Origin of the sequence: Streptomyces xanthii (assembly GCF_014621695.1) — a bacterium.
Lineage (GTDB): Bacteria > Actinomycetota > Actinomycetes > Streptomycetales > Streptomycetaceae > Streptomyces > Streptomyces xanthii.
This window is the reverse complement of sequence record NZ_CP061281.1, coordinates 4,436,512-4,448,920: the sequence shown is the minus strand read 5'-3', so window position 1 is coordinate 4,448,920 and position 12,409 is coordinate 4,436,512. Positions and strand designations below refer to the sequence as shown.

The following is a 12,409-nucleotide window of genomic DNA, read 5'->3' as shown; positions in this document are numbered from 1 at the left end:
CATGGGCTCATTCCGCCTACGGGGGCCGGGAGTTGGGCGGGGGCTGGCAGACTCCCCTCATGGGACTTGATCAGGAACTGGTCGACGCCGCGCTCGCGCTCATGGATCGGCGCTGGCCCGCCGGGGAGCCCGGTGGCGCCGCCGCCGTACGGGTGACCGACGGCGGGATCCTCACCAGCGTCGGGCTCGACAACATGCACGGGTCCGTCGCCCTCTGCCAGGAGACCGGCGCCTTCGTCCAGGCCTACACCCTGGAGCGGGCCGTCACCGCCTCCGTCTGTGTCTGCCGGGACCTGGAGCACGGGCGGGTGCTGATCCTGCCGCCCTGCGGGGTGTGTCAGGAGCGGCTCGCGCTCTGGGGGCCCGAAGTGGAGGTCGCCGTGCCGCGCGCGGACGATCCGACCCGGTGGGAGGGCCGGACACTGGCCGAACTGCAGCCCCACTACTGGGCCGCACAGTTCAACGACGGCAAGTGGCCCTCGTACGCCCAGCATTCCGAGTAGCGATGCCTGTGCGGGAGACTCAGACCGCCATCGGGGATCTGAGTACCCGCGCGGATGCCCGCCCGGGCCACCGGTTCGTAGCCTCACGGCATGACTCGCGGCACGAACGGAACGAACGCGCGGCGGGGCTTCGGGGACTGGATCTGGTTCTGCGTGCTCGCCGTGACGGTGATGTTCGCCGGGCTCGTGATCGGGGTTCTCGGGCCGCTGCTCGCCATTTCCTGCTCCACCTGCCAGGACGGCGTGGGTGACGTCCGGGGCGGCGACACGCTCCTCGTCCTCGCGCAGGGCGTCGTACCGCTCGTCACCCTCGGCACGGTCCTCGCGATCTTCCTGCCCAAGGGCGGCACCCGCGCCGCCGCGGTGGGCTTCGGGGTTCTGGTGGTCCTCTTCGTCGTCATGCAGGTGTTGGGGGCGTGAGCCGCGGCAGAGCCTTCGTCTGGGTCGTCGTGCCGCTCGGCGTCGCCTGGCTCGTCGTCCGGTGGATGTGGCTGACGCAGGCCGTGGACACGGTGTGGAACGGGGAGCCGTACCCCGTCGCCGATCCCGCCGTGACGGCGAGCCGGATCGACGAGCGGACGCAGGACGTCTACGACGCGCTCGCCCTGCCGGACGCCGGGCTCGACCGCGCGTGGCCCGGCCGGGCCGTGGAGGCGTACGGCAGCAGCTGTCGTCCGCGCGGGCTGCGGCACTTCTCCGACCAGCTCGCCGACTCCCCTCCCAGCGCCGACGGCGTGGTCACGGTGCACAGCGAATGGGCGCTCACCGGGGTGTCGCCGGCGGACGCCGCCGCGGGGCTCCGGCGCGTCCAGAAGCGGCTGGAACCCCGAGGCTGGGAGGTCGTCGAGTACGACCAGGACGGCACCCGGCCCTTCATGCGGCTGCGGCCGCCCGGCGGCGGGGACGACGACCAGATCCAGATCCAGTCGTATCCGCGCGACCGGCTCCAGGTCGCCGCGTACTCCTCCTGCGCCCGCTATCCGGAGGGCACGCCCCTGACCTCCTACGGGGAACCGGCCCTGCCCGCACAGCAGGCGCCGGCACAGCTGCGCGACTGACCCGGGCCGAGTCGAGCCGGGTCGGGCCGATTCAGGCCGGGTCAGGCCGATTCAGGTCCGGTCGGGTCGAGTCGGGTCCGGTCGTGCTACTCGTCAGGAACCTCAGATCTCACGCAAATCTTCTCGCGCCTCGTTGCTGACCTGGCCGGACGCTGTCAGGGTCGGCGGCGGTTCCCTCGCCGTTGATCTTCGGAGGCTTCACTGATGATGGCTGTCCGTCACAGCGCGGGCGCCGCCGCCTGCGCGGCCGCGCTCCTGCTTCCCGTCCTGAGCGGTCCCCCCGCGAGTGCCGGCACCGGCCGGCCCGAAGCGAGCCCGCCCGCCAAGCAGGCTGTCGCCACCGGCAGCGGCGGCGCGGTGTCCAGCGTCAACCCGTACGCCTCTCAGGCCGGTCTCGACGTGCTCCGCAAGGGCGGCAACGCCGTCGACGCGGCGGTCGCCACCGCCGCCGCGCTCGGGGTCGTCGAGCCGTACTCGGCGGGCATCGGGGGCGGCGGCTACTTCGTGTACTACGACGCCGCGAGCCGGACCGTGAAGACGATCGACGGACGGGAGACGGGGCCGGCGCGGATGCGGCCGGACGCATTCCTGGACCCGGCGACCGGCAAGCCGCTCCCCTTCGACGAGGTCGTCAACTCCGGTCTGTCGGTGGGCGTTCCGGGCACCCCGGCGACCTGGCAGAAGGCGCTGGACGACTGGGGCACCGTCCCCCTGAAGCAGGCGCTGCGGCCCGCGACCCGGATCGCGGAGCGGGGGTTCGTCGTCAACGACGAGTTCCGCGCGCAGACCGCGATGAACGAGAAGCGGTTCCGCGACTTCAGCTCGACGGCCGAACTCTTCCTGCCGGGCGGCGAGTTGCCCGTCGTCGGCTCACGCTTCCGGAACCCGGATCTGGCACGCACCTACCGGCAGCTCGCCCACGAGGGCGCCGGCGCCATGAACGGCGGGTCCATCGGACGGGACGTGGTGCGTACGGTGCAGCACCCGCCGGTCGCCGAGGGGTCGACGCGCCACGTGCGCCCCGGGTCCATGGAGCTCCCGGACCTCGCGGGCTACCGCGCGATCCCGCGCACCCCGACCCACACCACGTACCGCGGCTCCGACGTGTACTCCATGGCGCCCTCGTCGTCCGGCGGCACCACGGTCGGTGAGGCCCTGAACATCCTCGAGAACTACGACCTGTCCGCCGGTGGCCGGACCCAGGCGCTGCACCACTACCTGGAGGCGAGCCGGATCTCGTTCGCGGACCGCAACCGGTGGGTGGGCGACCCGGCGTTCTCCGACGTGCCGACGGCCGGGCTGCTGTCCAAGGAGTTCGCCAAGGACCGGGCCTGCCTGATCCGCCCCGACCGGGCGCTGACCAGCCCGCTCGCCCCCGGCGACCCGCGCGCCCCGCACGGCTCCGGCCAGGGCTGTGTACGCGGCACCGGCGTCCAGGAACCGCACGAGGGCCCGTCGACCACGCACCTCGTGGCGTCCGACCGCTGGGGCAACGTCGTCTCGTACACCCTGACCATCGAGCAGACCGGCGGGTCCGCGATCACGGTGCCGGGGCGCGGGTTCCTGCTCAACAACGAGCTCTCCGACTTCGATTTCGCGCCGCTCGCCCCGGGCGTCCCGGACCCGAACCTGCCCGGCCCCGGCAAGCGGCCGCGCAGCAGCATGTCCCCGACGATCGTCCTGCGCGACGGTGAGCCGCTGCTCGCGGTGGGCTCGCCGGGCGGCGCCACCATCATCACGACCGTGCTGCAGACCCTGGTCAACCGCATCGACCTCGGGATGTCCCTGCCCGAGGCGGTCGCCGCGCCCCGCATCTCTCAGCGCAACCGCGCCACGACGGAAGCCGAGCCGGCGTTCCTCGACTCGCCCGAGGCCCCGGCCCTGGAGGCCCTGGGTCACCGCTTCGTGCTCGCCCCGGAGACGTTCACGCCGTCTCCCGAGATCGGGGCGGTCGCGGCGCTGGAGTTCGGCCCGCACGGATCGGTGACGGCGGTCGCGGAGCCGGAGCGGCGGGGCGGCGGCTCGGCGATGGTGGTGCGCGAGCGCCGGTGAGTGACGGCGGCCGGGCGCGCAGTCTCCGCGCCCGGCCGTCCTTCAGCGGGCCACCCCTCTGCGGGCCCGGCCCCGATGGACTCAGTGCGCCGCGCGCCGGCCCCAGCCGTGTGCGGCGCCGTGCACCGCGTTGACGATCCCGGTGATCAGCGCCGTACCGGCCAGCGACCCCATGACCAGCATCGTCACGCCGACCATGAACAGCCCGCTCGCGTCGTCCGACCAGTCGTAGCCGGCGGCGACCGCCAGGCCCGCGGTCGTGCCGAGCACGGCGGCCCTGGAGTGCCCGCGCAGGGTGGCCCAGCAGGCCGGGACGAACAGGGTCAGGACCAGGCCGACGACCTGCCACGCCTCGTACGGGCCCGTCACCGAGCCGTCGGGGTGCACGTCGCGCGTCTGGTCCCAGCCCAGCCAGACGGCCCACGCGGCCGCCGCGCAGCCGGCCACGACGAGGGACACGAGCGCCGGGCGGCGGTCGGCGGAGGAAGAGGATCTGCTCATGACCTCAGGATCGCGGGCGCGGCCGGGCCGGAACAGCGCGCTCGTACTCAGTTCGGCTGGGGTCCGCGACTCAGCAGCGCGGCGAGCCGGGGCAGTTGCTCCGGGTCCTCCAGCGCGGAGCCGACGGCGACGACCCGCGCCCCGGCGGCCAGGTACGCGGCCGCGTTCTCCGCGTCGACGCCGCCGGTCGCCACGAACGGCACCTCGGGGAACGGGCCCCGCATCGCGCGGAACCAGCCGGTCCCGAGCACGCTCGCCGGGAACGCCTTCAGCCAGTCGAGGCCGAGGGCCCGCGCGGCCTGGACGTCGGTGGGGGTGGCGACCCCGGGCAGATGCGGAAGACCGGCCTCCACGCTGGCCCGCGCGACCCGAGCGTCGAGTCCCGGCGCGACCGTGAACGCGGCGCCCGCCGCGACCGCCCGCGCCAGCCGCTCCGCCGAGGTGACCGTGCCCGCGCCGACCGGCTTGCCGCGCTCGGCGCCTGCCGCGACGACCTCGGCGAGCACCCGCCCCGCCGCCTCGTCCTGCACCGGCACCTCGACGCATTCGATGCCCAGATCCCAGGCGCGGACGGCGAGTTCGACGGTGCGGCCGGCGGGCATCCCGCGCAGGATCGCCATCACCGGCACCCCGGCGAAGAGTTCCTCGAAAGTCACGGGCCCAGGTACGGGTGCGGGGTTCAGGGGCGCCATCCCAGCTCCTCGGAGATCGTCGCGGCGGTGGACAGCAGGTCCGGCAGGACGCCGGCCTCCAGTGCGGGCAGGTCGGCGCGCGCCTTGAGCGCCGTGACGGAGACGGCGCCGACGACCGCGCCGCCGCTGCCCCGCAGGGGCGCGGCGAGGCAGTTGACGTAGTCCTCGTACTCGCCGTCGTCGACGGCCCAGCCGCGGGCCCGCGTCGCGTCGAGCACCGCGCGGTACGCGGCCGGGTCGGTGATCGTCGTCGCGGTGTGCGGGGCGAAGTCGCAGGACGCGGCGAGGATCGCGGCGGCCCGCTCCGGCGGCAGGTGCGCGAGGATCGCCTTCGCGACGCCCGCGGTGTGCAGGGTCACGGGGCGGCCGATCTCGGCGTAGAGGCGGATGCCGTCGACGGGGTCGATCTTGTCCGCGTAGACGATCCGGTCGTCCTCCAGGGCGGCGAGGTGCACGGTGTGGCCGGTGCGGGCGCCGAGGCCGCGCAGGTGCTCGCGGGCCACGTCGGTCAGCCCGAACTGCTCCTCGGCCAGCCGCGCGAGGCCCGCGAGCCGCAGCCCGATCCCGTACCGGCCGTCGGGCAGGCGGCGCGCGAGCCCGCCGTCGGTCAGGGACTCCAGGAGCCGCAGCGCGGTCGAGCGGTGCACGCCGAGGTGCGCGCCGACCTGCGACTGGGTGCGGGGTTCGCGGGCGACGAACTCCAGGATGTCGATGGCCCGGGAGACCGTCTGCGACACGGTGTCACGTTCCTTCCGCGCCGGCGGCCCGCGCACCGGTGGCCGGTACGTAGTCCTCGACGCTGCTCAGCGTACGGGCGGCCAGGCGGTGGCCGAGGGCGAGACGGGCGGGTGCGGGCAGGTCGCGGAGGAGGCCGCTCAGATAGCCCGCGGCGAACGCGTCCCCCGCGCCGACGGCCTCGACGACCTCCACGACCGGAGCGGCCACGAACTCGCATGCCTCGCCCGCGAGTTCTGTGGCTCCGACCGCGCCGTCCTTGACGACGACGATGCCGCGCAGGGCGAGGTGCTCGTGGATGTCCCGCGCGGTGGGCGTGCCCCACAGGGTCTCCGCCTCGTCGCGGCCGACCAGGACGACGTCGGCCCGCCGGGCGAGCGCGAGCAGCTCCGTCGCGGCGGTGCCGGGTGAACTCCACAGCGCGGGGCGGTGGTTGATGTCGAAGGAGATGCGGGTTCCGGCCGCCCGCGCCCGGTCCATGAGCGCCGCCACGAGCGCGGCGCAGCTCTCGGACAGGGCCGGGGTGATGCCGGTCAGGTGCAGGAGCCGTACGCCGGTGAGGTCGACGGCGCGGGCGTCGGCGGCCGTCATCCGGGAGGCGGCCGAGCCCGCGCGGTAGTAGTGGACGCGGGTGGCGCCGTCCGGGCCGGGGTCCTTGAAGTAGACGCCGGTCGGGGCCGAGGGGTCGGTGCGTACGCCGGTCACGTCGACGCCGCGCGCCGCGACGGCCGCGCGGATCCGCCGCCCGAAGGGGTCGTCGCCGACCCGGCTCAGCCAGGCGGTCCCGTGGCCGAGGTCGGCGAGGTACTGGGCGACGGTGGACTCGGCGCCCGCGACCGCGAGGCGGGCCGTGGTGCCGCGTTCGAGGCCGCCACCGTCGACGGGTGTCACCTGCGCCATCGTCTCGCCGACGCAGAGCACCTCCGGTGGGTGCGGGTGCATGGGCGGGTGCATGGACGGCCCCTTCCTCGTAGCGCTCCGTCCGGTCCGGCCGACCGTAGCAATCCTCGCGCAACAGGCGTGCACATGCCGCAACACGCACGATCAGTACAGGTCAGAGCAGGTGGGTGGCAAATCTCGGGTGCGGTCGGGCGGCGGAGTCGCCATCATGCGGGCATGCCCTCAGCTCTCGTGAACACGATCAAGCCCGGCACCTTCTCCTCCGTCCCGCAGCCGACCCTGCCCACCGCCGACGGCACCCTCCTGCTCCGCCCCGCCGCGCCGTCCGACGCGGACGCCGTCCACGCCGCGTTCCAGGACCCCGCGCTCCAGTTCTGGCACGCCCGCACGATGGACTCCCGCGACGAGGCGCTCGAATGGATCGAGGACGTCCTGCGCGGCTGGCGGGAGGAGACCGCCGCGCAGTGGATCGTCGCGCGGGCCTCCGACGGCGCCCCGCTCGGCCGGATGGCGCTGCGCACGATGGACCTCGTGGAGGGCGTCGCGGAGATCGGCTACTGGATGCTGCCCGAGGCCCGCGGCCAGGGAGCCGCCCCCAAGACCCTGATCACACTGACGGACTGGGCCCTGGCGGCCGGCTTCCACCGCATCGACCTCGAGCACTCCACCCGCAACGAGCCGTCCTGCCGGGTCGCCGAGAAGGCCGGCTACGCGCTGGAGGGCACCCGGCGCAGCTCCGCCCTGCACACCGACGGCTGGCACGACATGCACGTCCACGTCCGCATCCAGGACACGCGGGCCCGGAGCCACCCGGGCCCCGCCTAGGCGGCCTGGGCGAGGACCAGTGCCGCGACCACCGGGGCCGCGTACACGAGCGGGAACGCCAGGTGCGAGAACCAGCGGGCCCGCGCCACCGCGATCACGGCCCCGGTGAAGTAGAGGATCAGCCCGATCGCGGCGGCCGTGCCGAGCACCGGCACGGCGAGCCCGGCGAGGAGGCCCAGCGCGCCGGCGGCCTTGGCGGTGCCCAGCCACGGCATCCAGCCGGCCGGGATCCCGTAGTCGGCGATCGGCTTGACCACCCAGGGGGCGCGGGTGAAGACGGACACGGCGGAGAAGCCGACCAGGACGGCGGCGAACACGGTGACGACGACATGGGCGACGGACATCAGGCACTCCTCGGTTCGGGCCCCCGCTGCGGGAACCTCACCCCCTCGACCCGCCGCACCGCACGGATGTGACAGCCCCCCGCATGTGACGCCCGCCACACGCCGTACGCGCGAGAAGTGACTACTGGAGTTCCTCCGGGCACGGGGTGCCGCGGGGGATCTTGACCGGGGCCGCGAGGCGGTAGGTGCCGGCGCGGGGGGCGAGGAGTTCGGTCCAGCGGTCGCCGGAGGCGTCCTCCTCGGCCTCCATGAGGCAGCCGTGCGCGTTCGTGTACTTCTTCGGCAGGCTGTCGTCCCGCTCACGGGCCCGCTTCGACGCCTCCGTCTCCTGCGGCCTGCCCAGGCTGTTGCCGTCCTCGTCGACGACCGAAAGCCACGGCGAGTACAGGACGCGGATGAGGATGCGGCCCGGCTCGGTGACCTCGATGGTCAGCTCGCTCTGCTCGGCGGCGTCGACCACCGCGTTCGGCTCCGCCATCGGAGTGGGGTCGGTGACGGCGAACAGCTGCCAGTTCGCGTCGCCCCACACCTGGCGCAGATACGGCAGGCCGCGCTGCACCAGCTCCCGCTCGCGCTCGCCGCCGTCCCCGTCGGGCTCGCCCTTGGGCAGCACCACGTAGTGCACGGCCCAGCGCTGGAGCCAGTCGTGGTAGTTCGCCGCGTTCAGGGTGTCGTCGTAGAAGAGCGGGTTGCGCTTCATGTCGGCCTGCCGGGTCCAGCCGCGCGCCAGGTTCACGTACGGGGCGAGCGCGGAGGCCTCGCGGTGCGAGCGGGCCGGGACGACCTCGACGCGGCCTCGCTCGGCCTTGACCTCCTGCAGCTCGTTGACGAGCGGGGCCAGTTCGCGGGCCCAGGAGGCGGCCGGGGTGGTGTGGACGACGTCGTCGACGGACTTGAAGCCGACCCACACGTTCATGCCCACGAACGTGACGACGATGACGTACCACTTGCGCGAGCGCGGCACGGTGAACGGCAGCGCGGCGAGCAGCGCGACCCCCGCGAACAGCATCGGCAGCCGGGTGATGTTCGACCCGATCTGCGAGTTGATCAGCCAGACGAGCAGCACGGAGAAACTGTAGACGGCGGAGGTGATCCGCACCGTCACCCACTCCTTGGGCACCAGCAGGAAGCAGAGGACGCCGTACACGAGCGGCAGCAGCGCCGAGCCGAACGACATCGGCTGGGTGCCGGAGAACGGGAACAGCCAGGCCGAGAGCCCGACCACGGCGGCCGGCGCGAGCCCGAGCGCGTACGCGCCGGGACGCCGCTTCTGCAGGAACAGGGCCACCGCGACCAGCCCCACGAACAGTCCGGCGACCGGCGAGCAGGCCGTCGCGATCCCGGCGAGCGGCGCGGCGACGGCGGCCTTCGCCCAGCGCCGGTAGCGCCAGCGGTACGGCCAGCAGAACACGGCGGCGACCGCGGCGAGGCCGAACGTCATGCCGAGCCCGAACGTGACGCGGCCCGACGCCGCGTTGCACAGCAGCGCGAAGACACCGGCGAGCGCGGGCCACAGCGGGCGCGCGACGACCCGTGTCCGGATGAGGACCATCGTCAGCAGCGCCGCCGAGATGGTCCCGGCGATCATCATCGTCGTCCGCACACCGAGCACGGACATCAGGTACGGGGACACGACGCTGTACGACACCGGGTGCATGCCGCCGTACCAGGCGAGGTTGTACGCGGAGTCGGGGTGCCGGCCGACGAACTCGGCCCAGGCGTCCTGCGCGGCGAGGTCGCCGCCACTGTTCGCGAACGTGAAGAACCACAGGAGGTGGAGCGCGGCGGCGGCCGCCGTGGCGACCAGCACCGGGTGCCGCTCGGCCCGGCGCAGCCAGACGCGTACGGCGGAGCCGGTGTCCGGTGGTCCGGGAGGCCCTATTCGGACGCGGCCCGCGTCCGTGCCGGGGTCGTCGTCGGTGCGCGTCGGCTCCGCTGTGGCCACTGCTGACACTCCCGTACGTTCCGTCGTCGTCACCGATTCCACCGGCCGAGGGAACGTCCGCGCCCCGGTCTCGCGACGCTAGCACGCGGCCTGCGCGCGGGCGCCGAGAAGGCCGGGCGCGACGCGCGCGCCCGGCCTTCCGGTGCCGTTCCCGCCTCCCGGGCCGGGAGGCACCCGCGCGCCTAGGAGACGCGCTTGATCTTCGCGCCGAAGCCCGGCTCGGTCAGGTCGCTCTGGAGGGCGACCGGGACCTCGACGGCGTCGTTCTTGCCGTCGCCGACGCTGAGCACGCCGACCACCGTGCCGGCCTTCGCCGCGTGCGGGATCTCCTTGCCCTTCTCCGCGTCGAGCCGCAGCTTGACCGTCAGTCCGGACCAGCCGACCGCGGAGACGTCCTTCGTCGCGACGACCGGGGTCGTGCCGCCGAGGCCGTCGTCGACCTGGCCGACCACGTCGCCCTTCTTGACGATCTTCTTGGCGGTCAGCGCCTCCTGGCCGGACTCGATGAGGCCGCGGACCACGCCGGTGACCTCGTCGATGTTGGCCACGCCGGGCTTGCCGAACTGGCCGAGGGCGGCGCCGATGATCACCTGGCGCTTGCCGTCGACCTCCTTCTCCGCGGCGAACAGGATGTTGCCGCCGGCCGCGGTGGTCGTACCGGTCTTGATGCCGATCGCGACGGTCGGGACCAGGCCGAAGAAGTTGTTCTGCTTGTCGCCGTTGAGGTCCATGTAGCTGGGCTGGCGGGCGATCTCACGGAACGTCGCGTTCTCCATCGCGGCGCGGCCCAGCTTCACCAGGTCCTCGGCGGTCGAGACGGTCGTCTTGTCCAGGCCGCTGGGGTCCGTGTAGTGGGTGTTCTTCATCCCCAGCTCCTTCGCGGTCTTGTTCATCTTCTCGACGAACGCGTCCTCGGAGGAGCTGCCGGTGTCCCAGCGGGCGAGCAGCTTCGCGATGTTGTTGGCGGACGGCAGCATGACCGCCTGCAGCGCCTCGTACTCGGAGATCTTCTGGCCCTCGGTGACCTTGACCACCGACTCGTTCTCCGCCTTGCCGGTCTCGTAGTGCTTCTGCGCGGCGGCGTCGACGGGGATCTTCGGGCTGTCCTCGGCCGACTTGATCGGGTGGTCGCGCAGGATCAGGTAGACCGTCATGACCTTGGCGATGCTGGCGATCGGTACGGGCTTCTGGTCGCCGGAGGTGCCGAACGTGCCGATGCCGTTGACGTCCATCGCGGCCTGGCCCTGGCTGGGCCACGGCACGCTGGGCTTGCCGCCCTCGAACGTCACCGTCTCCTGGGCGGTGAGCGCCAGGGTCGGGGCCGGGAGGGGGCGGACGACCTGCACGATCGCAAACGCGACGATCAGCAGGATGACCAGCGGGGTCCAGATCTTGACGCGGCGCACGGCGGTGCGGACGCGGGTCTCCGGGGGCGGCGGCGTGTTCGTCAGCTCGGCGAGCAGGTCCAGCGGGGGCTTCGGGGGAAGCGGCTGCTGGGTCGTGCGCTCGGGGGTGTCCAGCGCGGGGGCGGGCGCGGGCTCGGGGGCGTCCCGCTTGAGCGGTACGAACTTGCTGGTGCGCTCGGATGCGGGCTCGGGGGCCGGCTGGGGCTTCGCCGCGGGGGCCTTGGCGGCCGGCGACTTCAGCATGGTCGTCGGCTGGTCCACCTTCGGCGGGGCGACGGCCTTGAACACGGCGGTGGCCTGATCGACGGCAGGCTTGTCGTCGGCCTTGGCCTTGTCGTCCGGCTTCGGCGCGGCGGACTCGTCCTCGGGCTCGGCCTCGGCCTTGGGCTCGGCGGGCTTGTCCTCCGCCTTGGCCTTCGGCTCGGCGTCGGCCTTGGCGTCAGGCTTCGGCGCGGCAGGCTTGTCCTGGGTTTCGGCCTCGCCCTTCGTCGGGGCGACGGCCTTGAACACGGCGGTGGCCTGATCGAGGGCAGGCTTGTCGTCGGTCTTGGCCTCCGGCTCGGCAGGCTTGTCCTCGGCCTCGGCGTCAGGCTTGGGCGCGGCGGACTTGTCCTCGGCCTCGGCCTTGGGCTCGGCAGGCTTGTCCTCGGCCTTGGCGTCAGGCGTCGGCTCGGCGTCCGCAGGCTCGGCGTCGGCCGGCTCGGCCTTCTCCTCGGCCTCGGCGTCCACCTTCGCGTCCGCGGGCTCCGCGTCGGCCGGCTCGGGCTCCTCGTCCGCGTCGTCGGTCGAGTCGGCCTCCGACTCCGGGGTGCGGGCGGCGTCCTCCGCCGGCCCGGCCTCGTCATCGGCCCCGGCGTCCACCTTCGCGTCCGCGGGCTCGGCATCGGCCGGCTCGGGCTCCTCATCGCCCTCGGCGTCCGCCTTCACGGCCTCCGCGTCCTCAGGAGCGTCGCCGGGCGCGTCCTCGGAGGCGCCTTCGGAGGCACCCTCAGCCGCGTCCTCAGCCGCGCCCTGGGTCGCGTCCTCGGTCGCGTCCTCCGAGGCCGCCTCGGACGCTTCCTCCCGGGCCGACGGGACCGGAGGCGTGTCGGAGGAGACCCAGGCGGCCACGGCTGCCCGCAGCCGCGCGTCACCCGCCTCTTCCGGCCCGGGTTCCGCCGGGGAGGCCGAGTCCGGCTCCGCCGACTCCGTCTCCGCGGAACCGGCGGAGCCCTCGGTCACGTCCCGGACGGAGAACACCGCCGTCGCCTGATCCACGCCCGCCGGCGCCACGGGCTTCTCCCGCGAACGCGCCACCGCGAGCCGCGGGTCCTCGCCCGGCGTCTGCTGCTCCGACCTGTCGGGGGTCCCCGCCACCGATGCCTCCTCGACCGCTCACCACTTAGCGCCGGACAGTCCAGCCCTGTCCGAACCATGTACCAGTGTCCTGTGCTGGGGGCTTGACCCCC

12 protein-coding genes are annotated in these 12,409 nt (G+C 73.7%); 5 read left to right on the top strand and 7 right to left on the bottom strand.

The features are described 5' to 3' along the window. Positions 1–59: 59 nt before the first annotated feature. From IAG42_RS20210 to ggt, 4 genes are all read left to right on the top strand, one after another. Positions 60–503, top strand: a complete 444-nt coding sequence (locus IAG42_RS20210) for a cytidine deaminase (protein WP_188338373.1) — start codon at positions 60–62, stop codon at positions 501–503. A gap of 90 nt (positions 504–593) precedes the next feature. Beyond that, a complete protein-coding gene (locus IAG42_RS20205; protein WP_188338372.1) occupies positions 594–923 on the top strand; it encodes a hypothetical protein in 330 nt (109 codons plus the stop codon). Then, entirely contained in the window at positions 920–1,561 is a 642-nt protein-coding gene (locus IAG42_RS20200; protein WP_188338371.1) for a hypothetical protein, read from the top strand. The genes IAG42_RS20205 and IAG42_RS20200 overlap by 4 nt, the downstream gene beginning before the upstream one ends. A gap of 207 nt (positions 1,562–1,768) precedes the next feature. Beyond that, entirely contained in the window at positions 1,769–3,613 is a 1,845-nt protein-coding gene (gene ggt, locus IAG42_RS20195; protein WP_188341497.1) for a gamma-glutamyltransferase, read from the top strand. 81 nt (positions 3,614–3,694) lie between these two features. Here the strand turns inward: ggt and IAG42_RS20190 are convergent, their stop codons facing one another. Genes IAG42_RS20190 through IAG42_RS20175 form a run of 4 tightly spaced genes read right to left on the bottom strand, consistent with a single transcriptional unit; the run spans position 3,695 to position 6,495 of the window. Further along, complete coding sequence (locus IAG42_RS20190) at positions 3,695–4,114, bottom strand: hypothetical protein (protein WP_188338370.1); 420 nt, start codon at positions 4,112–4,114, stop codon at positions 3,695–3,697. Positions 4,115–4,161: 47 nt separating this feature from the next. Then, positions 4,162–4,770, bottom strand: coding sequence for a bifunctional 4-hydroxy-2-oxoglutarate aldolase/2-dehydro-3-deoxy-phosphogluconate aldolase (locus IAG42_RS20185; protein WP_223206095.1), 609 nt, complete (start codon positions 4,768–4,770; stop codon positions 4,162–4,164). A gap of 23 nt (positions 4,771–4,793) precedes the next feature. Next, a complete protein-coding gene (locus IAG42_RS20180) occupies positions 4,794–5,543 on the bottom strand; it encodes an IclR family transcriptional regulator (protein WP_188338368.1) in 750 nt (249 codons plus the stop codon). 4 nt (positions 5,544–5,547) lie between these two features. Next, positions 5,548–6,495 carry a sugar kinase gene (locus IAG42_RS20175; protein WP_223206094.1) on the bottom strand — a complete coding sequence of 316 codons (948 nt, stop codon included), beginning with the start codon at positions 6,493–6,495 and terminating at the stop codon, positions 5,548–5,550. Positions 6,496–6,657: 162 nt separating this feature from the next. On the opposite strand from IAG42_RS20175, the gene IAG42_RS20170 reads away from it, so the two are divergent. Continuing rightward, entirely contained in the window at positions 6,658–7,266 is a 609-nt protein-coding gene (locus tag IAG42_RS20170; RefSeq protein ID WP_188338367.1) for a GNAT family N-acetyltransferase, read from the top strand. On the opposite strand, the gene IAG42_RS20165 is transcribed toward IAG42_RS20170, so the two are convergent. The 3 genes from IAG42_RS20165 to IAG42_RS20155 all read right to left on the bottom strand — a co-directional run bounded on the left by IAG42_RS20165 (position 7,263) and on the right by IAG42_RS20155 (position 12,317). Beyond that, positions 7,263–7,610, bottom strand: coding sequence for a DoxX family protein (locus IAG42_RS20165; RefSeq protein ID WP_188338366.1), 348 nt, complete (start codon positions 7,608–7,610; stop codon positions 7,263–7,265). The genes IAG42_RS20170 and IAG42_RS20165 overlap by 4 nt on opposite strands. Positions 7,611–7,731: 121 nt before the next feature. Next, positions 7,732–9,555 carry an MFS transporter gene (locus IAG42_RS20160; RefSeq protein WP_188338365.1) on the bottom strand — a complete coding sequence of 608 codons (1,824 nt, stop codon included), beginning with the start codon at positions 9,553–9,555 and terminating at the stop codon, positions 7,732–7,734. 182 nt (positions 9,556–9,737) lie between these two features. Next, the gene (locus tag IAG42_RS20155) at positions 9,738–12,317 is read right to left on the bottom strand and encodes a D-alanyl-D-alanine carboxypeptidase (protein ID WP_223206093.1); all 2,580 of its coding nucleotides are present in this window, start codon (positions 12,315–12,317) and stop codon (positions 9,738–9,740) included. Between the last annotated feature and the right edge of the window lie 92 nt (positions 12,318–12,409).